At 32.3% G+C, this 22506-nt stretch carries 19 protein-coding genes; 4 read left to right on the forward strand and 15 right to left on the reverse strand.

Annotated elements, in window-relative coordinates; all coding sequences use genetic code 11:
- The first annotated feature begins 1 nt into the window (after position 1).
- Complete coding sequence (locus ACKGJY_RS04615) at positions 2 to 955, forward strand: transglutaminase family protein (protein WP_413972682.1); 954 nt, start codon at positions 2 to 4, stop codon at positions 953 to 955.
- Positions 956 to 1082: 127 nt separating this feature from the next.
- On the opposite strand, the gene ACKGJY_RS04620 is transcribed toward ACKGJY_RS04615, so the two are convergent.
- The 11 genes from ACKGJY_RS04620 to ACKGJY_RS04670 form a co-directional block, all read right to left on the reverse strand.
- Positions 1083 to 2060 (reverse strand): polyprenyl synthetase family protein, encoded by a 978-nt coding sequence (locus tag ACKGJY_RS04620; RefSeq protein WP_413972683.1) that lies wholly within the window; start codon positions 2058 to 2060, stop codon positions 1083 to 1085.
- 237 nt (positions 2061 to 2297) lie between these two features.
- The gene (locus ACKGJY_RS04625; RefSeq protein WP_413972684.1) at positions 2298 to 3362 is read right to left on the reverse strand and encodes a T9SS type A sorting domain-containing protein; all 1065 of its coding nucleotides are present in this window, start codon (positions 3360 to 3362) and stop codon (positions 2298 to 2300) included.
- Between the two features lie 113 nt (positions 3363 to 3475).
- Positions 3476 to 4516 (reverse strand): 23S rRNA (adenine(2503)-C(2))-methyltransferase RlmN, encoded by a 1041-nt coding sequence (rlmN, locus tag ACKGJY_RS04630; RefSeq protein WP_413972685.1) that lies wholly within the window; start codon positions 4514 to 4516, stop codon positions 3476 to 3478.
- Positions 4517 to 4839: 323 nt separating this feature from the next.
- Positions 4840 to 5889 (reverse strand): tRNA preQ1(34) S-adenosylmethionine ribosyltransferase-isomerase QueA, encoded by a 1050-nt coding sequence (gene queA, locus ACKGJY_RS04635; RefSeq protein WP_413972686.1) that lies wholly within the window; start codon positions 5887 to 5889, stop codon positions 4840 to 4842.
- Between the two features lie 109 nt (positions 5890 to 5998).
- Entirely contained in the window at positions 5999 to 7216 is a 1218-nt protein-coding gene (locus tag ACKGJY_RS04640) for a 3-phosphoshikimate 1-carboxyvinyltransferase (RefSeq protein ID WP_413972687.1), read from the reverse strand.
- 43 nt (positions 7217 to 7259) lie between these two features.
- Positions 7260 to 7586, reverse strand: a complete 327-nt coding sequence (locus ACKGJY_RS04645; protein ID WP_413972688.1) for a nucleotide pyrophosphohydrolase — start codon at positions 7584 to 7586, stop codon at positions 7260 to 7262.
- A complete protein-coding gene (locus ACKGJY_RS04650; RefSeq protein WP_413972689.1) occupies positions 7586 to 9508 on the reverse strand; it encodes a DUF3857 domain-containing protein in 1923 nt (640 codons plus the stop codon). The genes ACKGJY_RS04645 and ACKGJY_RS04650 overlap by 1 nt, the downstream gene beginning before the upstream one ends.
- 2 nt (positions 9509 to 9510) lie before the next feature.
- Positions 9511 to 11424, reverse strand: coding sequence for a DUF3857 domain-containing protein (locus ACKGJY_RS04655; RefSeq protein ID WP_413972690.1), 1914 nt, complete (start codon positions 11422 to 11424; stop codon positions 9511 to 9513).
- A 133-nt stretch (positions 11425 to 11557) separates the two neighbouring features.
- The gene (gene dtd / locus ACKGJY_RS04660; RefSeq protein WP_413972691.1) at positions 11558 to 12010 is read right to left on the reverse strand and encodes a D-aminoacyl-tRNA deacylase; all 453 of its coding nucleotides are present in this window, start codon (positions 12008 to 12010) and stop codon (positions 11558 to 11560) included.
- Positions 12011 to 12089: 79 nt separating this feature from the next.
- A complete protein-coding gene (gene rsgA, locus ACKGJY_RS04665; RefSeq protein ID WP_413972692.1) occupies positions 12090 to 13040 on the reverse strand; it encodes a ribosome small subunit-dependent GTPase A in 951 nt (316 codons plus the stop codon).
- 44 nt (positions 13041 to 13084) lie between these two features.
- On the reverse strand, positions 13085 to 13717 hold the full coding sequence (locus tag ACKGJY_RS04670) for a carboxypeptidase-like regulatory domain-containing protein (RefSeq protein ID WP_413972693.1): 633 nt from the start codon (positions 13715 to 13717) through the stop codon (positions 13085 to 13087).
- A gap of 179 nt (positions 13718 to 13896) precedes the next feature.
- Here ACKGJY_RS04670 and ACKGJY_RS04675 point away from each other — a divergent pair, with 179 nt between their 5' ends.
- Positions 13897 to 14547: a hypothetical protein gene (locus ACKGJY_RS04675; RefSeq protein WP_413972694.1), complete on the forward strand. Its 651-nt coding sequence runs from the start codon at positions 13897 to 13899 to the stop codon at positions 14545 to 14547.
- Between the two features lie 71 nt (positions 14548 to 14618).
- Here ACKGJY_RS04675 and ACKGJY_RS04680 read toward each other — a convergent pair whose 3' ends face one another.
- The 4 genes from ACKGJY_RS04680 to ACKGJY_RS04695 all read right to left on the reverse strand — a co-directional run bounded on the left by ACKGJY_RS04680 (position 14619) and on the right by ACKGJY_RS04695 (position 18922).
- Positions 14619 to 15701 (reverse strand): chorismate mutase, encoded by a 1083-nt coding sequence (locus ACKGJY_RS04680; RefSeq protein ID WP_413972695.1) that lies wholly within the window; start codon positions 15699 to 15701, stop codon positions 14619 to 14621.
- Between the two features lie 260 nt (positions 15702 to 15961).
- A complete protein-coding gene (locus ACKGJY_RS04685; RefSeq protein WP_413972696.1) occupies positions 15962 to 16813 on the reverse strand; it encodes a prephenate dehydrogenase in 852 nt (283 codons plus the stop codon).
- Positions 16814 to 16952: 139 nt separating this feature from the next.
- The gene (locus ACKGJY_RS04690) at positions 16953 to 18098 is read right to left on the reverse strand and encodes a pyridoxal phosphate-dependent aminotransferase (protein WP_413972697.1); all 1146 of its coding nucleotides are present in this window, start codon (positions 18096 to 18098) and stop codon (positions 16953 to 16955) included.
- Entirely contained in the window at positions 18095 to 18922 is an 828-nt protein-coding gene (locus tag ACKGJY_RS04695) for a prephenate dehydratase (RefSeq protein WP_413972698.1), read from the reverse strand. The genes ACKGJY_RS04690 and ACKGJY_RS04695 overlap by 4 nt, the downstream gene beginning before the upstream one ends.
- 281 nt (positions 18923 to 19203) lie before the next feature.
- Between ACKGJY_RS04695 and gldA the strand changes: the two genes are divergently transcribed.
- A complete protein-coding gene (gldA, locus tag ACKGJY_RS04700) occupies positions 19204 to 20097 on the forward strand; it encodes a gliding motility-associated ABC transporter ATP-binding subunit GldA (protein WP_413972699.1) in 894 nt (297 codons plus the stop codon).
- Between the two features lie 314 nt (positions 20098 to 20411).
- Positions 20412 to 22505, forward strand: a complete 2094-nt coding sequence (pta, locus tag ACKGJY_RS04705) for a phosphate acetyltransferase (protein ID WP_413972700.1) — start codon at positions 20412 to 20414, stop codon at positions 22503 to 22505.
- The last annotated feature ends 1 nt before the right edge of the window (position 22506 follow it).

A 22506-nucleotide genomic window follows, 5' to 3' on the forward strand; every position in this document is an offset into this window, starting at 1 on the left:
TATGCCAACCTTTTTCATTAAACACCTAACTAAATACAGCTATAGTAATTTAATAATAGACGGTGCTAACCAAATTATGCTACATCCTATACAGGACGAATTTCAAAGTGTATATTCTCATACTTTAAGCATAAATACTAATCCAAAAATAGAAACCTATTCTGATTTTTTTGGAAATACTGTAGGCTCCTTTATGATTTTAGAACCCCATAATTTTTTATCGGTTATTTCTGAAATTGAAGTGACAACAAAAGAAAAACTTTTCCCTAACGATTCAAAACCGATTAATGAACAATGGGATGAGTTAAAACAGATAAAAAATAAACCCGAGTTTATTGATTACATAAATTATAAAAAATTTGATGGTACTGCATCTATTTCAGAATTATTAAAAACAAAAAACTTAAACCAATTTTCTCCTTTTAAAATTGCACTTGAATTATCTGAATATATCTATAAAAACTTTAAATATATCCAAGGTGTTACCAATGTAGACTCTAAATTAGATGATGTTTGGCGCTTAAAGGCAGGTGTTTGTCAAGATTTTGCCAATATACTATTGCAAATGGTAAGAATGGTAGGCATACCTGCACGATACGTTAGTGGTTATATTTGCCCTAATGACTCAGGTTCTCGGGGTGAAGGTGCAACACATGCTTGGGTTGAAGTGTATATTCCATTTTACGGTTGGTTGGGTATAGACCCAACAAATAACACTATAGCCAACGCATATCACGTGCGGTTATCAGTTGGTAGGAGTTATAGTGACTGTGCTCCTGTAAAAGGAGTTTTTAAAGGCACTGCTAAAGGTGATTTGTTTGTAAAAGTAAAAGTAAGTACCATTAAAAAGAATGATGAGCTCGTATTATCTTTAAAAAAAGAAGAACTACAAGTTGATAATAATAGCTACCAACAAAATGTAAAATTACTACAACAAATGCAACAACAGCAGTAGTTTATTTATAAACTATAAATATGAAGTTTAATTTTTGTAAATATTTAAACCCTGTAGTTTTACTGGCTACACTTAGAACACTAAATGAATAGCGTCTATATCGCGTAAAAAAATGGAAATAAGTATACTATTTCTTTCTATCAATCACATAATTAACCATTAATTCTAATGAATTTTTAAACTCAGAATTAGGATAATCTTTAAGTAGTAATAACGCTTCTTCTTGGAAGGTTTTCATTTTTTTAATAGCATACTCTAAACCACCATTATCTTTAACATAAGTTATGACTTCTTTTACACGCTTAGTGTTTTTATTGTGATTTTTAATAGAATTAATTAACCACTTTTTATCTTTTTTGGTGGCATTATTTAATGCATAAATTAAAGGCAACGTCATTTTTTGCTCTTTTATATCAATACCAGTAGGTTTACCAATTTGTTCATCGCCATAATCAAACAAATCATCTTTTATTTGAAACGCCATTCCTATTAGTTCACCAAACTTACGCATTGTATCTACATGTTGAGATTGCGGCTTTACTGATGCAGCACCTAAGCTACAGCATGCGGCTATTAATGTTGCTGTTTTTTGGCGAATAATTTCATAATATATATCCTCGGTTATATCTAGTTTTCTTGCTTTTTCAATTTGAAGTAGCTCACCTTCACTCATCTCTCTAACGGCAATAGAGATAATTTTAAGCAAGTCAAAATCACTATTATCTATAGACAGTAATAATCCTTTAGAGAGTAAAAAATCACCTATTAAAACAGCAATTTTATTTTTCCAAAGTGCATTTACAGAAAAGAAACCTCTACGACGGTTACTATCGTCTACAACATCATCATGAACTAAAGTAGCTGTATGTATTAATTCTATTACAGACGCACCGCGATAAGTGCGCTCGTTCACTTCGCCCTCAGACACCATTTTAGCTACTAGAAACACAAACATAGGTCGCATTTGCTTACCTTTTCTATTTACAATGTAATGTGTAATCCTATTAAGTAGCGCCACTTTGCTAGACATGGAAAGTTGAAACTTTTGTTCAAAAAGTTCCATCTCGTAAGCTATAGGTTGTTTTATTTGCTCTACTACTTTCAATGTTTTTGCCTGTTTTAGAATAAAGCAAAATTAAACAATAATAATTGTTTAAAAGAAGAATTACATAGGATACAATGTTTTTTAAACTATTATTTTTATTGATATGTAATGGCATTAATATTATTTATCCTTGAATATTTACGATAAATTACTATTTAAAGAATTAGTCCTATAAAAAAAAGGTATTTCTAAAAATTGAAATACCTTTTTACTTGAACTTTATTTATATTTATTTTTTTAATTTTTTATAAAACGTTTTATTTCCTCAATACCAGTTATTGTTTTAATACTCATTAAATAAATACCAGATTTTAACTCACTAATATCAAACTCTAAGTTATTAGTAAGCCCCTCTTTATTTAATACTTGTTGACCTAAGTTGTTTACTATAGTTACAGAATTTACAGATAAATTAGTATCCAATTTAATTTTATTTTGAGCAGGATTAGGATACAACTTTACAAAATTAATAGAAGTATCAACAACTTCGTCAATACTTAGTAAAAGCATATCTGATGATGTAGCATTTAATCCAAAATTATCAATTAGAAAATTCGCAGCTGATGTATTTCCAGCTACTCCAAAACTTAAAAAATCATATTCAGTAGGCACCATATTAGGGATATTTAGTGCAGGATCTATAAGAGAACCATTAGATAATAGAGTCCCATCTGGCAGTGCAGTTTTCCATATCATTCCACCAGTAGCTGTATCTAATGAGTAACCTAGATTTATCCAAGTATCTGCTGGTAAAATTAAGTCTCCTAAATTTATATTAAAAAAGCCAACATCTCCTCCATTATTTAAACGACCCAAACCAACTAATTCTCTAGTTTGAGGATCATAACTAAATCCACCTAACCAAGCAGTTTCTGGACCATCATTCCCAAAAAATCGCATTTCAAATGGGGCTGTAGAACTAATTGAGCTATCTACAAAAAAAGAAAACTCCATTTCAATAATATCATTTCCAGGTGTTCTTTCATCCCATAATGTACTAAAAGGTTTAAACAGAAAACGTAAACCTGCATCTCCATCAGGTGAAATAAATTGACATCCTTGGGTACCATCATCACCAGAAGCTACAACTTGAAAATTTGAAGCCGCCGCATTTGTTGTTGTAGAGGGTGCATCTCCATTAGTAGCGAAAACACCAAGATTTGCTTGACCAGGACTATTACCTGTAATATCTTCATTTATATTGCCTAGGGTTAGCGCATTAAAATCTACAGAATCTAAAGTTTGCGCGAAAAGTGAATTACCTACTATTACCAATAGGCTAAAAAGTAATGTTTTTTTCATATTCTAAATTTTACGGATTAATCTCTAAAAGATAGAATAATTAGAAAGAAATAAACAAAAAAATCTTTGAATTGACGCTTTTAACTACCAAAAACAATAAAATAAGAAGTTTCTTAAGTTTTATTAGCCAACTGCCCGCATGCTGCGTCAATATCTTTACCTCTACTTCTACGAATAGTTACTGTTATGTTATTGGTTTCTAGCACGTTTTGATACATATCTATAGCTTTTGAATTGGCTTGCTGAAACTCGCCATCGTCTATAGGGTTGTATTCTATAATATTTACTTTGCTTGGTGCAAATTTGCAAAATTGTACTAAAGCATCTACATCTTTTCTTTTATCATTTATCCCTCGCCAAACTACATACTCGTAAGTAATTCTATTTTTTGTTTTATCGTACCAGTACTCTAATGCCTCTCTTAAATCTGCTAATGGAAACGTTTCATTAAAGGGCATTATAGAGGTTCTGACGGCGTCTATTGCAGAATGTAATGATACAGCAAGTTTAAATTTCACCTTATCGTCTGCCATTTTTTTAATCATTTTTGGCACACCAGATGTAGATACCACAATTCGCTTTGGCGACATACCTAAGCCTTCTTTGGATGTTATTTTATCTATAGCTTTAAGTACGTTATTGTAATTCATAAGCGGCTCTCCCATACCCATAAATACAATATTACTTAATGGCCGGTTATGATACAACCTACTTTCATTGTCTATGGCAACTACTTGATCGTAAATTTCATCTGGATTAAGGTTTCGCATTCGTTTTAAACGTGCAGTAGCACAAAAACGACAATCTAGACTGCAACCTACTTGACTTGATACACAGGCTGTAGTTCTACTTTTTGTTGGTATTAACACAGACTCTACTATTAACCCGTCATGCAATTGTACAGCATTTTTTATAGTACCGTCGTTGCTGCGCTGCATAGTATCTACACGAATATGGTTTATTACAAAGTTATCTTCTAGCATTTGACGTGTATCTTTCGAAATATTGGTCATCGCCTCGAAACTATGTGCTGATTTTTGCCATAACCACTCGTACACTTGATTACCACGAAAGGCTTTATCGCCTTGGCTTACAAAAAAATCTCTGAGTTGTTCTTTCGTTAATGCGCGTATGTCTTTTTTAGATGTATTCATTTACACTTACAAAAATAGTGAATGGTTTTGCGAAATACGATTTTTGAATTACGAATTGTTATGATAACGTCTTAAACCCCGTTAGGAATAGATACGCATCCTTTATAGTACTTAGTTTAGTTTACTTGAAATTAGTTCGTTTAACTATACTTTAAAAAATTGCTAAGTTGCTTCCACTAAATGAAAAAATTAAAAGATATAGTGGATAGCCCAACCCTTATAGTAACCTGCCTGCGATACCGCAGGTAGTCAGGCGCCCAACTTATTTATATTTTAGTTAAGCTCTAAAACAAAAAAATCCCGTTAAAAACGGGACTTTTTATTTATATGATTAACATGGCATCACCATAGCTATAAAACTTGTATTTTTCTTTAATGGCTTCTTGGTAAGCTTCCATTACGAAATCGTGACCTGCAAATGCTGAAATCATCATAAGCAGTGTAGATTTTGGTGTGTGAAAGTTTGTAACCATACAATTTGCAATACTAAATTCATAGGGTGGAAAAATAAATTTATTAGTCCATCCTTCTCTTTCATTTAACATACCACTAGAAGACACCGCACTTTCTATGGTACGCATAGCTGTAGTACCAACGGCACAAATACGCCTTCTTTCATTAATACCTGTATTAATAATATCTACTGCGGGTTGCTCTATTTTAATTTCCTCGCTATCCATTTTATGTTTAGATAAATCCTCTACCTCTACTGGATTAAACGTACCTAAACCAACGTGTAATGTTACTTCAGCAAAATTAATACCTTTTATCTCTAAACGTTTTAGCAAATGTTTTGAGAAATGTAAGCCTGCTGTTGGTGCTGCTACTGCACCTTCATTTTTTGCAAAAATAGTTTGGTAGCGCTCTTCATCTTCTGGCTCTACATCTCTTTTAATGTACTTAGGCAAAGGGGTTTGCCCTAATTCATTAAGTTTAATTCTAAACTCTTTATAGGAACCATCGTAAAGAAAACGCAATGTACGCCCTCTGGATGTTGTGTTATCGATAACCTCGGCTACTAGACTTTCGTCTTCGCCAAAATACAATTTATTGCCTATTCTAATTTTTCTAGCTGGGTCTACTAGTACATCCCACAAACGTTGTTCTTCATTAAGCTCTCTTAATAAAAACACCTCTATTCTTGCTCCTGTTTTCTCTTTATTCCCGTATAAACGCGCAGGAAATACTTTGGTGTTATTTAAAATCATAACATCGTCTTCCTTAAAATAATCTATAAGGTCTTTAAACTGCTTGTGCTCTATTGTTTGGTCTTTTCTATTTAAAACCATTAATCGAGATTCGTCTCTATTTTCTGAAGGATATTCTGCTAATAGTTCAGGCGGCAAATCAAAACCAAAGTTTGATAATTTCATTTGTAAGGGTTTTTAGAGTTTATATTTAGAATTTTAGGGATTAACAAAAATTCTGAAAGTCGCAAATATACAATTTGGACATAGGGGTTGTCAAGTAATCAAGCAACTTTTATTTAGTTATTTTAAAACCTAAGGTTTTTAAATCGTCCCAAAAGGTTGGATAACTTTTTGAAACCACAGCACTTTCTTTAATAATTACTGGTTGTTTTAAGGCTACTGGAGCAAAAGCCATTGCCATTCTATGGTCGTTATAGGTTTCTATAGAGACCTCTGGCTTAATAGTATTTGATGCTTTTAAATGTAGTGATTTATCAGTAATTTCAACATTACCTCCTAATTTTTCAATCTCTGTTTTTAAAGCAACTAGCCTATCTGTTTCTTTTATTTTTAAAGTATGAAGCCCTGTTAAGTCACATGATATCCCCAAAACAAAACAAGTAACTGCAATGGTTTGTGCAATATCTGGCGCGTTTTTTAAATCTAAAATTAATGGTTGTAGTAATGAGGTTTCTTTTGTTAGGACGATAGTATTTTCTTTAAATTTTGAAGTAACTCCAAAATGCTTGTATATATCTACCAAACAAGAGTCGCCTTGTAAAGAATTTTCTTTATAAGATGACAATGTAATTTCTGTACCTACATCGCTTATAGCAGCTATACTAAAATAGTAGGATGCTGATGACCAATCAGACTCTACTGTTAATGGTTTTGATTTTGTTTCTGAAGGATAAACTGTGATAACATTATTTATAAATGAAGTTTTAACACCTATTTCATTCAATAAACTAAGCGTCATATTGATGTATGGCACAGAAGTAATATCACCTTCTAAAGTCAACACTATACCGTTTTCCAATTTTGAAGCAATAAGTAATAACGCCGAAATATATTGACTGCTTACATTGGCTTTTAGTGCTACTTTATTTTTAGTAAGTTGTTTTCCATGAATTGCTATTGGCGGAAAACCGTCGTTTTCTAAGTAACTTATATCTGCTCCTAATGATCTTAAAGCATCTACTAAAATTTTAATAGGACGTTCTTTCATGCGTTTAGAACCTGTTAGTACAGTTGCTCTACCCTCTTGTACCGAGAAATATGCAGTTAAAAATCGCATTGCGGTGCCAGCATGATGAATATCTACAACTTTCTCTGTTGAAGCTAGTGCTTTAATCATCAAATTACTATCATCAGAATTTGACACATTGTTTAGTGTTATTTCAGGAAAAAGCGCCTGTAACAACAACAATCTGTTAGATTCACTTTTAGAACCCGTTATTTCTATTGATGATTTTTTGTGTAATGCTGACTTTTGTAGAGTAATATCCATTAAAAAACGCTTCTAAAATTAGAAGCGTCAAATATAATTACAATTATTTTAATTTTTGATTATTGTGGTGCCTATCATGGTCTCGTTTTCCTTTTTTGTACATACGCTCATTAAAAGCGGCTTGTAAATCAACACCTGTTTGGTTTGCGAGACATAATACTACGAAAAGCACATCGGCTAATTCTTCACCTAAATCTTTATCCTTATCACTTTCCTTTTCGCTTTGTTCTCCATAGCGACGGGCAATAATTCTGGCAACCTCACCTACTTCTTCGGTAAGTTGCGCCATATTAGTTAACTCGTTAAAGTATCTTACACCGTGCTCTTTAATCCAATCATCTACCTCTTTTTGAGCGTTTTTTATATCCATTATACTTTTGTTAATACTATTTGTTCTGCCTCTTTGATAATCATTTTATGGAATAATTGTTTTAAAAAAGGGAAATCTACCGTAGTTATCATTGCTTTATTTATATCAAAATTAATCAATAATTGTAAACTATTTCCAACTGGTTTCAACCGGTAAACAAATTTACCCAAATCTTTGGGCATTTTCATAGCAACTTGTTCTGGTTGGGACTCAACAGTATATCCTTCTGGAAGTTTTATGTTTATAATATAATTCTGACTAAAAGGTGCGCCAAAATCAATGGGACATTCTCTTTTATCTTGTTTAAAAGGGTTCTCTTCAATTGCAAAAAACATAAAAGGATTGAAAAACAATTTATCGCCAACAACATCTACCCCATTTTCGTAGTAAAAATCAAAAGATTCATTCACAAAACCTTCATAGCTGTCTATATTTTCTAATTTGTACTCGGAAATTTCTATATTATCCATTGCAGATTCTCTATCAGTAATAATAGCGTCCATTTCCTTATCTTTAAATCTCTTTCTTATTTTTAGAGCACTATGTTTAGAACACCTAGAACTTAAATGACCTTGAATACTACCATCTTCATTAATTTCTGTTTGAACCATATATTGCTCTTTTGACTGCTCTGGTTGTTTGATATTTATTAAATTCCACCTTTTATTTAAATTATTAACATATATACCTTTCCAATTATAGTCCTTAATTGGAAGCACATTTATATCACTAAACTCATCCGTGGCATCCAAAAAATATCGTTCCTCTCCTATTTTAGCATAAGCGATAACATAGTTTAATCTATCTACTGTGGGAAAATAAGGTATAATGTTATCTTTGGTACTTAATACAACTGGGTTTGCATCAATACCTGCATACCTTAACATTGCTATAAGTGTTAAATTTATGTCTGCCACATTTCCTTTTTTTTCTTTTAAAGCTTTTTTTATTCCATTATAAAAATATTTACCATCAATACCATTCCACGTTATTTTATTTTTAACGTGTTTAAACAGAAGTTTCATTTTCTCTTCTGGTTTATTTAATCCATTTAGAAGCAAATCTAAATCATCATCGAATGATCTTGTTTTATCAAGTTTATCTTTATAATCCTCTGAATTACCAATTGTTTTAGCAACATCAGCCCAACTAGTAGCGTAGGTATGAGGTATTTGCCCTGGTATTTCGATAGAAACTAGTTCAAACATTACCCCAGATCTGTAATTGTCCATATTATCAACATAAAGCTCTTGTTTTAAAGCAGGAACATTTACCATAGTATATTTAACGGTATTCATATTAGAACCAGAATATCCTTTTTGTGAATTTATAAAAAAGAATCCTTTTTGGGTAGCTCTAAAGTTAAGTCCATCTGGTGTTCTTAATTCTGCATCTACTTTTTTCATAGGAATGTCGTATTGCAGCTTAAATTCATCAATATTCCAAATAAAAGGTGATGTAATTTTATATTTAAACTCTATAATAGAACCCTCTTTAATATTCGGCATGGTAAAACTAACGCCTTTATAGTTATAGCTTATATTTTCCTCAAATATTTGCTCTTTATCGAGTTTTGTTTTAACAACTTCCCCGTTTTCTAGATTGTAGGTATATGCCTTTAATCTTCCTAATAATTCCTTAGAGGAACGAGATTTGAAAAGGCTTATTCGCTTTGTAGCATTATCAAAGCCCTCTTTATTATATATTTTTATACGCTCATGAACCTCGGTAACTAAGTCAAAATTTTGTGAATAATATGTCAATCTATTTTTGTATAATACTACTGCATTGGCAGATTTATCATTAACATATTCTTTTTCTAATAGTTCTTCTTTTGTAACTTCTCCAAACTTCATTTCAGATTGAGCTGACAAAAAATGAACGCAAATCGTTAACAATACTATGATGTATAATCTTTTCATTTCTAAATACTTTTCTTTAATACTATCTTTAAATTATCATTATTTGATACTGATTTTCTAAACATTCTATATGCCTTATATTCAGTGCTAGGATATTCGCCTTTTTTAATCAGTAATTTTCTTCTAACTGTAATGTTTTTATCATCATTATTAGCAAAATACAACTGGTATTCTCCATACTTGTTAGTTATAATTATATTTTCAGGTAGCGCCTCAATAGTATAATTACTAGGTATTTTTATTGTAAAATCATCCTCATCAAGATATCCTCTTTGAATTTGAATAGGTAAGGTTCTATTCCTGTATCTATCGGGAACAAAACTGTTTCTGTTAAACACATTGGCATTAAAAATAATTCTATCCCCCACTTTGGAGGCATAATTCCTAGCGTATGCAGTTATATCTTCTAGAAATTCTACATCATCTTTATTATTTTCAAATTTGTATGCCTCTACATCTAGACCATTTACATATCCCCATGATTCTTTATAATATTCCAAAATATCTTTTTTAGATTGATTTTCAAGAAAAAACCTATTATCATATTGAATACCTTTTGTTTTTATATTTATGGAAGCGTTGATACTTGCATCTTCTTTTAAATCTATTGTTGCCTTTATAGATTGGTGATTTTTTGTATCTGGATAGTTTACTGTTTTAATGACCTCACTTTTATCTTCTTTTACTACCAATACTGCTCTATCATCTGTAAAATCTCCTATAAAACCAAAAGGATGTATTTGGCTTGTACAATCTAACCAGATCATATCTTCTTCGTTAGGTATACATAGTATAATATGATTGCCTTGCGCTAAAGAAGGGAAATCATCTTCAAAATCAACTATTTCCTTTCCTGCTTGAACAATTGTGTAATAGGATTCTACCCCTGCAATACCTAGAAGTGCTTGTGTATAGTTGGTTAGTCCTTTACAATCTCCGTATTTAAGCTCATCTACTTCCGTAGCTGATATTGGTTGAATACCTCCTATACCAACCTGCACACTAATGTATCTCGTATTACCTTGTACATAATTGTATACTAGTTTTGCTTTTTCTAGCGGATCTTCCACATTATCAACCAATTGCAAAATAGCTGCTTTAGTTTCTTCAGATACTTTATCTCTTCCTTCAAGTAAGTCGTGCTTTATCCAATCTCCCATTTCTTTCCAGTTACTTGCATTTCCATCTATACCGTTGTAGTGAAATTTTTCCACTGTAACTAATACATTTGGGCTTATGTTACCTAAAGAAGGACTTAAATCTTCTGGTCTTAGCGCCATAACATTTTCTATACTATATTTTAAATTATTGGCACTGGACTCAGTTTTAATCGTTTTATAATTTTCAAATGTTTTTTCTTTAAATCTCAAACCTAGATTTGCATTATCTGTTATCTCATAGTTATTCTTTTCTATGCTAACAAAGTAACCATTTATTGGACTCCAAGAAGGTATTGCCGCTGTATTAGGAGTTTTAATTTCACAAATAAATTCAACTGTATAAGGGTATTTTATAGGCGTATACCCCATAAATAACACTCTAGAATCTGAGTATAGTGTACCACCATCAACTGCACTGTGGTCTATAAAATCTTTTTTCTTAAATTTTTTTATTTGTTTTCCTGTAGCATCATAAACAATAGCCTCTATTCCTTTAACTTTTAGATAATTATCATATCCCGTTCCTGCTTTCACAAACTTATTCCCTGCTTTATTTAAAACTGTTACTATGCGTCTAATACTTACAGTCATATTATCTCTAGAGTCAATAACAACATTAGTTTTATTTAACCTAACCACTGCATTTGCATGCTCTTTTAGATTATTAGGTATCGACAAACTTGAGTAAGAAAAATTTTGAGAAATACCTTTAAAGGAAAACAAAAAGCATACTAAAAGCGCCATGTTTTTTAACATAATGTAAGTGTTTTTAAGATGTAAATGTAAAGAAATGCTAATAGCTAATTAGTGATAAATATCATTTCTTAACATTCAAATTAACTAAAATTCGTACAGACTAAATAATTAAATACTTAAAAATCGATAAACATTACTCTTTATGCTTTGAATCTATAATAATAGTAACAGGTCCATCATTAATTAACCCCACCTGCATATTAGCTCCAAACCTTCCTGTTTGTACAGTTTTACCAATAACATTTTCTAGTGTATTTATAAACAATTCATATAAAGGTATTGCCACATCAGGTTTTGCTGCTTTAATATAACTTGGGCGATTGCCCTTTTTGGTTGCTGCATGAAGTGTAAACTGACTTACAACAATTATATCTCCATTACCATCTAATAATGATGAATTCATAATACCATTTTCATCACTAAAAATTCTAAGATTAGAAATTTTATGACATAACCAATCAATATCTTCTTGGGTATCTTCATTTACAATTCCGAGCAATACCAACAAGCCTTTATCTATTGTAGCTACTTTTTCATCCTCAATTGTAACGCTTGCTTTTAATACGCGCTGTATAACTACTTTCATTACCTAAAATCTTTAAATAGGACTTTTAACTTTTATTAGATGTAATTTATCCATTGTGTATTTTAAAATTTAAAACTAGTTATGAATCATCCCAATTATCAGTTCTGTAATGCTCTTCGTCTCCTTCTAAAATTTGCACATAACTACGGTATCGAGAATGTGCTATTTCATCTGCATCAAGCGCTTGTTTTACGGCACATTTTGGTTCATGTAAATGCAAACAATTATTAAACTTACAATCTTGTTTCAACTCAAAAAACTCAGGAAAATAATCACCCACTTCTTCTTTATCCATATCTACCACGCCAAACCCTTTAATACCTGGTGTATCAATAATTTTACCACCAAAACTGGTATCAAACATTTCTGCAAAGGTTGTGGTATGTTGTCCTTGCATGTGTTGGTTAGAAATCTCTTTAGTTTTTAAATTTAAATTAGGTTCTATAGCGTTTACTAATGTAGATTTACCCACACCAGAATGGCCTGCAAACATGCTTACTTTTTCTTTCATTATTTGCTTAACCTTATCAATATTTTTTTCTGTTTTAGCTGAAATACCAATACACTCATACCCTATTTTTCTATAAACATGCGCTAAATATTTTACTTCAAGCAAAACATCATCACTATAGGTATCTACCTTATTAAACAATAATATAGTTTTTATAGAATACGCTTCAGCAGTTACTAAAAACCGATCTATAAAACTGGGAAGTGTAGGCGGATTGTCAATAGTAATCATTAAAAACACCTGATCGATATTGGCCGAAATAATATGTGTTTGCTTAGAGAGGTTAACAGATTTTCGAACAATGTAATTTGTACGGTCGTGTATATGATGTATAATGCCTGAAACATCATCATTAGTCGTTTCTAAATCAAAATCTACAATATCGCCAACCGCAATAGGGTTTGTGCTTTTTATGCCTTGTATCCTAAATTTTCCTTTAATTCTGCATTGGTAAGCCTCTCCCAATTGAGTTTTAACGGTATACCAACTTCCTGTAGATTTATAAACGCGTCCTGTCATGCATTAAATTGAGCTACAAAATAACACTATTTAAATTTAATTCGTTACTCTATAACTGCTTTTTTAGCAGCTATTTGTTGTCCATTTGCACTTACATTTATGATGTATAGCCCAGAGGGGAATATACTTAAATCTATGTTTAATATTTTATGCTGTGGTTTTACTGTTATAGCTTTTACTAATTTACCAGAAATGTTAAATGCTTCAATATTCACATTTTTATAATCATCCATCAATTTTAGTTGAAAACGTCCTGTTTTTGATGGATTTGGATAGAGTTTTTCTGTGATGACGTTTGATTTAAATTGTTTTTCATTTAAATGTTTAACACTTATCCCACAAGATATCATTCTGCAAAAATGACTACCATAAGCTATTACAGTTACTTCATCTAAAGTAATATCACCATCTAAAAACACGTTTAAAAACTTTTGATTTCCAACTACTATTTCTTTTGTATCGTAACCCAAATAAGATAGCACTAGCGTATCTTTTGGTGTAACAGAAATTTTAAAATCACCATTAATATCTGAAATTATTCCTCTCTCAGAGTGTTTAATACTAATATTTGCACCAATAAGAGGAGATGTTTTATTAGAGATATGACCTGTTACTTCTTGTTGCGAAAATGATGTAAGCCCCACAAACAGCATAAGTATTGTAGTTATTAATTTCATAATATATTGGTTTTAGTTATACATCAAATCTATATTAAACCAATGCGAATAAAAACCATGAATGAGTAAACATTAAATTTTGGTTAGTGAATGCCTAGAAAAAATTAAAAACCCAAACTATTTTATGTAAGCATATTTCTATATTAGCATCTTTAATAAATCAAATTAAAATCAACAACATGAAAAAATTTTTTCTTTTACTTCTATTTGTAAGCTTTGTTTCAAATATTCAAGCTCAAACTAGTCTTTATGAAAACCCTAAGTTTGATTCTATAGCTAAATCGCATAAAATAATAGCAATAGTACCTTTTAAAACTCAAGTTAAATTAAGACCGAAACAAATGAAGGATATGGATGACGAAAAACTTAATAGGCTTGAAAAAGCTGAAGGAGAAGGCATGCAAACCGCTATGTACTCTTGGTTTTTAAAACGAAAAAAGAGAGGGAAATTACAAAATTTGGAAGTACAAGATCCTAAAGTAACAACCGCTCTTTTAAATAAAAAAGATATAAACTACAATAATATTACCGACTACACACCTCAAGAATTAGCTAATATTTTAGGTGTAGATGCTGTAATCTCTGGAGACTTTGAAACTAACAAGCCAATGTCTGAAGGTGCCTCTATAGCACTTGGACTTCTCATTGGTTTTTGGGGATCTACCAATACTGCTATTGTAAACATGAGTGTTCATGATGCAGAGAATGGCACTTTACTTTGGAACTACAACAAAAAAGTACGAGGAAGCATAGGGAGTAGTCCTGAAGATTTAGTAAATATTTTAATGCGAAAAGCATCAAGACGACTTGCTTACACTAAAAACGACTAGTATAGTGCACTATCAATAAAACAAAAAAAGCCTCGTTATACGAGGCTTTTTTTATATACTAAAGCAATCAACTATCCGTTAATCACTTTCTCTTGATGGTTAATCGATTCTTGATGCACCGCCTTAAACATTCTTAAGATAAACTCTTCACTTAATCCATGTTGCTCACCTTCCAATACCATTTTACCTAAAATCTCATTCCAACGTTTAGATTGTAATACGGCTACATTCTTATTCTTTTTCAGTTCCCCAATACCGTCAGAAGCCTTCATACGTTGCCCTAACAATCCAAGAATTTGATTATCCACCACATCAATCTGTGCTCTTAAATTATTAAGCGCGCTGTTGTATTCTTCCTCTTGATTAGATTCTTTTCTAATTTTTAAATCCTTCATAATCTGTACCAAAGTAGCAGGTGTTACTTGTTGCGCAGCATCACTCCAAGCATTATCTGGGTCATAATGTGTTTCAATCATCAAGCCATCAAAATTTAAATCTAATGCTGTTTGCGATACATCAAAAACCATATCGCGCTTTCCAGTAATATGCGACGGATCATTAATTAAAGGAATATCTGGGAATCTATTTTGAAACTCAATAGCCAATTGCCATTCAGGTATATTTCTATAATTTGTTTTTTGGTACGTAGAAAATCCTCTATGTATCGCACCAATATTTTTAACACCAGAACTGTAAATACGCTCTATACCACCTAACCATAATGACAAATCTGGGTTTACTGGGTTTTTAATTAAAACAGGCTTATCAGTACCCTGTAAAGCATCTGCAATTTCTTGCATAATAAATGGAGAAACGGTAGATCGTGCACCAATCCAAAGCATATCAATATCATGTTCTAAAGCCAATTTTACATGCGCAGCGTTAGCCACCTCTGTACATACCTTCATCCCAGTTTCTGCCTTAACCTTTTGTAACCATTTTAGGCCCAAAGCACCAACACCCTCAAAATTTCCTGGGCGTGTTCTTGGTTTCCAAATACCAGCTCTAAAATAGCTTACATCTGTATCCTTAAGCTCATGAGCTATTTTTAAAACTTGTTCTTCTGTTTCTGCGCTACAAGGCCCTGCGATTACCAACGGATGATCTAATCCTAAATCATCTAACCAGGTTCTCATTTCTTTATTGTTTTCCATTTTAATTTAATATTTAGCCGCTTAAGCTATTTACGTTTACTATTTAATTTTTGTTGTTTTATATTCAATTTATTTTGGCGTTACCCTCCTTTCGTCGGGTCGGGCTTTACGTTACAAGTCCTCGCTCGTACCTCACTGTGGGCTTTCCTCTGCAATCCCTAACGCGCCACTCATACTCTAAACTCACCCCTAACCCTCCAAGGAGGGAAATACCTACTCAAAATTTTCATAAGAGTAAGCGTTCCTCCCCTTCGGGGAGGTTAGGTGGGACTTCCTATAATATCTTTAATTCGATTTGTGTTTTTCATCTCTTCATAAATCGCTTCATAATTATCAGCTGCCATCAACTCTTTAAAACGTGTTAGGTTGCTAATATATTCATCTAAGGTTTCTATAACGTTAGCCTTATTCTGTCTAAAAATTGGCGTCCACATTTCTGGCGAACTTTTTGCCAAACGTACTGTAGATGCAAATCCGCTACCCGCCATATCAAAAATATCGCGTTCGTTCTTCTCCTTTTCAATTACCGTTTTTCCTAACATAAACGAACTAATATGTGATAAATGTGACACATAAGCAATATGTTTATCATGATCCACAGGATTCATATATCGAATACGCATTCCAATATCAGTAAATAACTTCAAAGCCTTTTCCTGCAATTTAAATGTAGTTTTTTCAACCTCGCAAACAATATTTGTTTTCCCTTTATATAACCCTTCAATAGCAGCTGTTGGTCCAGAATGTTCCGTTCCTGCTATTGGGTGCATCGCCAAAAAATTTCTTCGTTTTGGGTGATTCTCAACCACTTTGCATATAGCCTCTTTGGTAGAACCTGCATCTACAACCAAACCATTCTCTGAAATCTTATCTAAAATAGTAGGCAACAACTTTACTGTAGCATCTACAGGGATAGAAATAATTACCAAATCGGCATGCTCAATATCATCTAAAGTTGCTTTTTTATCAATCAAACCCAATTCTAAAGCAGTATTTAGCGTAGCATCTTTTCTACTAATACCATGAATTATAGTATCTGGACGATGCCGCTTGATATCTAAAGCAAGACTACCTCCTATTAAACCTACTCCTATGGCGTATATATTTTTCATAAAGCCTCTCCCTAAACAGCCCACTAGCCCCCAAAGGGGAAACTCTTACTCGGGCATGTTAATTTTTAACATTTATTCCTTCTTTTTAATTTTTATTCCTAAACTACTGTTCACTACGACTGCGACTGCAAACTTATTTCTATTTAACTCTAGCAATAGCTTCTTCTAGTATTTCAGTCGATGCACATAACGAAAACCTAATATATCCTTCACCTTGGCTACCAAAAATAGTACCTGGTGTAATAAATATATGATTCTCTTTTAATACTAAATCTATAAATTCTTCACTCTTTAAATAGGCTGGCAATTTTGCCCAAACAAATAATCCTGTTGCATTTTTATCATACGTACAATTTAAAGCTTCAGCTAATTCCCAAACTAAATCACGACGTCTTTTGTAAACACTATTTAGCGTTACAAACCACATATTAGAACATTTTAAAGCTTCAATAGCGCCTTTTTGAATGCCATAAAACATCCCAGAATCCATATTGCTTTTTACTTTTAAAATATTGCTAATGTGTTCACTGTTTCCTAAAACCATTCCTACACGCCATCCGGCCATATTAAAGGTTTTACTTAACGAATTTAATTCTAAACACACATCCTTTGCGCCCTCAACACTTAAAATACTTCTAGGATTATCGTTTAATACAAAACTATATGGGTTATCGTTTACAATGAGTATGTTATTACGTTTCCCAAACGCTACCAATTCTTCAAAAACAGTTTCAGTAGGCGTAGCACCTGTTGGCATATGCGGGTAATTTACCCACATAAGTTTCACGTTACTTAAATCGGTTTGCTCTAATTCCTTAATATTTGGCACCCAGTTAGTACTTTCATCCAAATCATAAGTCATAATCTTTGCACCTACCAGTTTTGTAACAGCTTGGTATGTTGGGTATCCTGGGTTTGGTATCAAAACCTCATCTCCTTCATTTAAGTATGCCATAGAAATATGCATAATACCTTCCTTACTGCCCATTAAAGGCAATATTTCGTTAGTAGCATTCATATTTACAGAAAACTGTGCTTTGTAAAAACTAGATATAGCCTCTCTTAATTCTGGTAAACCTTGATACCCTTGGTATTTGTGTGCTGTGGCATCACCTAAACTTCCAGAAATAGCATCAATCACCTTTTGTGGTGGTTGTAAATCAGGACTACCAATACCTAAATTTATAATGGGCTTTCCGCTAGCAATCAGCAATCCTACCTCTCTCAATTTCCTTGAGAAGTAGTACTCTTCAACGGTATGTAAGCGCTTTGCTACCTCAATCATAACTTAGCATTTTTATATGCTCCTAATACTTTAAAACTAGAACTCATAATTTCAATTAATGACTTTGCCTTTAAAAAATCTGAATATATATCAAATGTAACATCTACAAAAAAGGCATATTTCCATGGTGTTTCAACAATGGGTAGAGATTGTATTTTTGTTAAATTCAAATTACAATCACTCATTACATTTAAAATAGTAGCTAAACTACCACGCTTATGGTCTGCTTCAAACTTTATTGATGCTTTATTTATATCACTTTCTGTAACTTCAGAGTTTATACGCTTTACTATAACAAAACGAGTTTCGTTATTTTTAATTGTTTGTATACTATGTGCCAAAATATTTAATTCAAAAATTTCAGCAGCCATTACACTGGCAATAGCGCCAGTATGTTTTAATTGTTGCTTTTGTATTCTATCTGCAACCTCAGCAGTATCCTTATCCTCTACCAACTTAATATGAGGATATTGCTTAAAAAAGGCCTTACACTGCAATAACGCCATAGGATGAGAGTATACCTCTTTAATATCATTAATACTTTGATTTGGTAACGCCATTAAATTATGCTGAATATCTAAATAATGTTCGCCAACAATATGCAACTGGTTATCGTCAATTAGTGCATAATTAGGTATTATAGAGCCCGCGATAGAATTCTCTAACGCCATAATAGCTGCGTCGCACTCTTTATTAATAAGTGCATCTACCACACGATCAAAAGTCATACACTCAATAATAGCAACGGGTTTATCAAAAAACTCCTTTGATACTATATCGTGAAAACTTCCTCTTACTCCTTGTATGGCTACGGTTTTAATCATAAAAAAAAGTCTCGATTTTCATCGAGACTTGCAGTATTATATATTATTGTTTAATTATACACACAACGTCTCGATTTCTCTATTAAAAAAGAAATAAAAAAAGTTAAAATATGTATAATACGTTGTTGTTCTCATAATTACGACCGCTAAAGTAAATAATATTTTAAGAAATCAAAATACAATGAAACCTTTTTTCTTGCTTTGCTAAAAAATTTAAAGAATTTACAGTAAAATTCAAATTACATTACATAATCACTATTTTTGATAAATAATTTCGAAATATGTCTATTGAAGTCAGCAACATCTCAAAACTATACGGTAATCAAAAAGCGTTAAACAACATTTCTTTTAGTGTGAAACGCCCTGAAATTGTTGGATTTCTTGGGCCTAATGGTGCAGGAAAATCAACAATGATGAAGATTTTAACCACTTATGTAAAACCGTCTTCAGGAAGCACGAAAGTAAACGGGTATGGTGCTGAAGCCACACAAAATATTCAAAAAAGTGTTGGATATCTTCCAGAACACAATCCACTATATCTAGATATGTACATTAAAGAGTATTTAGCATTTAACGCTAATATTTATAATGTAAATAAATTAAGAATTGCTGAAGTTATTGAAATGACAGGGCTTACACCCGAAATTAACAAAAAAATAGGGCAACTCTCTAAAGGGTATCGCCAGCGTGTTGGTTTAGCTACGGCACTATTACATGATCCAGAAGTTTTAATTTTAGATGAACCCACAACAGGTTTAGACCCTAACCAATTAATTGATATTCGCAATCTTATAAAAACTATAGGTAAAACAAAAACCGTTTTTCTCTCTACACACATTATGCAAGAGGTTGAAGCCATGTGCGACCGTGTTATTATTATAAATAAAGGTGAAATAGTAGCCGATAAAAAACTAAACGAACTTAGAGACGAGAAAGAACAAACCGTTATTGTTGAGTTTGACTATCGTGTGGAAGATGTATTTCTTTTAAAACTACCTAAGGTTGAGCGTATTAAAAACACACATGATTTTGTTTATGAAATTACCTTTAAAACTTCTGAAGATATGCGAGCGCATGTATTTGATTTTGCACACGATAATACGTTGAAGATTCTTCAATTAAATCAGAAAAATGCGAGTTTAGAAAGTTTGTTTAGAGAATTAACTTCGGAATAATAATTACCTGTTACTATAACTAAACTCGGCAAACAGGCGTATTAAGGATTGTGCCGGCCTCCTTTTTAATACGTGGTTGACCCAAAGTTGCTTTTTTAAACTAAGAAAAAAACAACCATGTCGCTTGCTCTTAGCAATTGCGCATTAAAAAGACCTGTATAAAAATACTTTTTTTAATTCTACAACTAACATATATCATATTTATACCATAATTACCTCAGTAATTTTGTGTTTATTAACGATAAAATTTTGGTATTACCGATGTTAAAGTGGGTAATGAACTATATTTGTAATTCTTCAAAAAACATACTGAAATGAGCAAAGGAATTTATGTTGCTACTATTGAAGCTAATAGTGGAAAATCTGTTGTTGTACTGGGTTTAATGCGCATGTTGTTAGGCAAAACCGCTAAAGTAGGATATTTTAGACCTATAATTGAAGACACAAAAAATAACGAACCTGATAACCATATTAACACCGTTGTATCTTATTTTGAACTAGATATTAATTACAAGAAAGCTTATGCATACAAAAGAAGTGAAGTTTTAGAGTTATATAATAGGGGTAAATCTGGCGATGTTATCGATCATATTATAAAAAAATATAAATATTTAGAAGAACGGTTTGATATTGTACTCGTTGAGGGCACTGATTTTTCTCATGAAAACTCTAGTTTAGAATTAGATATAAATATGCTAATTTCTAAAAATCTTGGATTGCCTGTTATTATAGTATCTAGAGGTGATAATAGTACAAATATTTCTGAAGTTGTTGATAATGTTCAATTAGCCCACGATACGTTTAAGGAAGAGGTAGACGTTTTATCTATTATGACTAATAAGGTAAATCCTGAAGATATTACTAATTTAAAATCGCTACTAAACAAACGAATACCTTCTGGTACCGATATTACTGTGATACCAAAAATTAAAAGTTTGGCAAGCCCTACAATTAAGGAAATTGTAAATAAACTTAACGGTAATATTTTATTTGGTGCTAACATGATTAATAATCAGGTAGACAGCTATAATGTGGCAACCATGCAGCTCCGTAATTACCTCAACCAATTAAAAGAAGATTGTTTAGTGATTACTGCTGGAGATAGAGCCGATATTATTTTAGGCGCACTACAAGCTAATATCTCTAAAAATTATCCTAAAATTTCAGGAATATTGCTTACTGGAGGATTGCTGCCAGAAGATTCTATTTTAAAACTTATCGAAGGGCTTTCTAGTATTATACCCATTATCAGTGTAAAAGGGGGCACTTTTAAAGTAGCTAATGCTGTAGGTAAAATTAAATCTAGAATTTATGCTGAAAATATTGAGAAAATTGAAACATCTATAGCAACCTTTGAGAAACATGTAGACACCGATAAATTAGCTAATGATTTAATTACGTTTAAATCAGATATTTTCACTCCCAGGATGTTTCAATATAACCTCCTACAGCGTGCTTTAAAGCAAAAGAAACATATTGTTTTACCAGAAGGTAATGATGAAAGAGTGCTTAGAGCAGCGGCACGACTTATTGATGCTCATGTAGTAGATTTAACCTTAATTGGCGAATATGACACGATAAAAGAGCTAGTTAAACAAAAAGATATTCCTTTAGAACTAAAAAACATTACTATAATTTCTCCGCAAGATTCTGAGCATTTTGAAGATTACGTAACTACATTTTATGAACTACGTAAACATAAAAATGTAAATTTAGATATGGCTAGAGATGCCATGTCTGACGTGTCTTATTTCGCCACCATGATGATATATAAAGGGCATGCAGATGGTGTGGTTTCTGGTGCTGTACACACAACAGCGCACACTTTAAGGCCTGCCCTACAATTTATAAAAACAAAACCAGATACATCAATTGTATCCTCTGTGTTTTTTATGTGTTTAGAAGATCGCGTATCTGTTTTCGGCGATTGTGCCATCAACCCAAACCCAAATGCAGAACAACTGGCAGAAATTGCTATTTCTTCTGCCGCTTCTGCAAAAAACTTTGGTATAGAACCTAAAGTGGCAATGCTCTCCTACTCATCTGGTGCTTCTGGTAAAGGTGAAGATGTAGAACGTGTTAGAAAAGCCACTGAAATTGTTAAAACAATGGCACCAGAGCTTAAAATTGAAGGTCCTATTCAATATGATGCTGCTGTAGATATGCGCATTGGCCAAAGTAAAATGCCAAATTCTGAAGTAGCGGGACAAGCTAGTGTTTTAATTTTTCCAGATTTAAATACTGGAAATAATACCTATAAAGCGGTACAACGCGAAACTGGCGCATTGGCTATTGGCCCAATGTTACAAGGCTTAAACAAACCCGTAAATGATTTAAGTAGAGGCTGTACCGCAGATGATATATACAGCACTGTAATTATAACCGCTATACAAGCACAAGATTTTTAAT

Origin of the sequence: Hyunsoonleella sp. 2307UL5-6 (assembly GCF_047345485.1) — a bacterium.
Classification (GTDB): domain Bacteria; phylum Bacteroidota; class Bacteroidia; order Flavobacteriales; family Flavobacteriaceae; genus Jejuia.

What these genes read in the sequence shown, in the direction of transcription:
- gldA (WP_413972699.1), top strand. Translation starts at nt 19,204, where the DNA reads ATGTCTATTGAAGTCAGCAACATCTCAAAACTATACGGTAATCAAAAA.
- ACKGJY_RS04675 (WP_413972694.1), top strand. Translation starts at nt 13,897, where the DNA reads ATGAAAAAATTTTTTCTTTTACTTCTATTTGTAAGCTTTGTTTCAAAT.
- ACKGJY_RS04645 (WP_413972688.1), bottom strand. Translation starts at nt 7,586, where the DNA reads ATGGATATAAAAAACGCTCAAAAAGAGGTAGATGATTGGATTAAAGAG.
- ACKGJY_RS04655 (WP_413972690.1), bottom strand. Translation starts at nt 11,424, where the DNA reads ATGTTAAAAAACATGGCGCTTTTAGTATGCTTTTTGTTTTCCTTTAAA.
- ACKGJY_RS04695 (WP_413972698.1), bottom strand. Translation starts at nt 18,922, where the DNA reads ATGATTAAAACCGTAGCCATACAAGGAGTAAGAGGAAGTTTTCACGAT.
- ACKGJY_RS04690 (WP_413972697.1), bottom strand. Translation starts at nt 18,098, where the DNA reads ATGATTGAGGTAGCAAAGCGCTTACATACCGTTGAAGAGTACTACTTC.
- ACKGJY_RS04640 (WP_413972687.1), bottom strand. Translation starts at nt 7,216, where the DNA reads ATGGATATTACTCTACAAAAGTCAGCATTACACAAAAAATCATCAATA.
- ACKGJY_RS04670 (WP_413972693.1), bottom strand. Translation starts at nt 13,717, where the DNA reads ATGAAATTAATAACTACAATACTTATGCTGTTTGTGGGGCTTACATCA.
- pta (WP_413972700.1), top strand. Translation starts at nt 20,412, where the DNA reads ATGAGCAAAGGAATTTATGTTGCTACTATTGAAGCTAATAGTGGAAAA.
- ACKGJY_RS04615 (WP_413972682.1), top strand. Translation starts at nt 2, where the DNA reads ATGCCAACCTTTTTCATTAAACACCTAACTAAATACAGCTATAGTAAT.
- ACKGJY_RS04685 (WP_413972696.1), bottom strand. Translation starts at nt 16,813, where the DNA reads ATGAAAAATATATACGCCATAGGAGTAGGTTTAATAGGAGGTAGTCTT.
- dtd (WP_413972691.1), bottom strand. Translation starts at nt 12,010, where the DNA reads ATGAAAGTAGTTATACAGCGCGTATTAAAAGCAAGCGTTACAATTGAG.
- ACKGJY_RS04625 (WP_413972684.1), bottom strand. Translation starts at nt 3,362, where the DNA reads ATGAAAAAAACATTACTTTTTAGCCTATTGGTAATAGTAGGTAATTCA.
- ACKGJY_RS04650 (WP_413972689.1), bottom strand. Translation starts at nt 9,508, where the DNA reads ATGAAAAGATTATACATCATAGTATTGTTAACGATTTGCGTTCATTTT.
- rlmN (WP_413972685.1), bottom strand. Translation starts at nt 4,516, where the DNA reads ATGAATACATCTAAAAAAGACATACGCGCATTAACGAAAGAACAACTC.
- ACKGJY_RS04680 (WP_413972695.1), bottom strand. Translation starts at nt 15,701, where the DNA reads ATGGAAAACAATAAAGAAATGAGAACCTGGTTAGATGATTTAGGATTA.
- rsgA (WP_413972692.1), bottom strand. Translation starts at nt 13,040, where the DNA reads ATGACAGGACGCGTTTATAAATCTACAGGAAGTTGGTATACCGTTAAA.
- queA (WP_413972686.1), bottom strand. Translation starts at nt 5,889, where the DNA reads ATGAAATTATCAAACTTTGGTTTTGATTTGCCGCCTGAACTATTAGCA.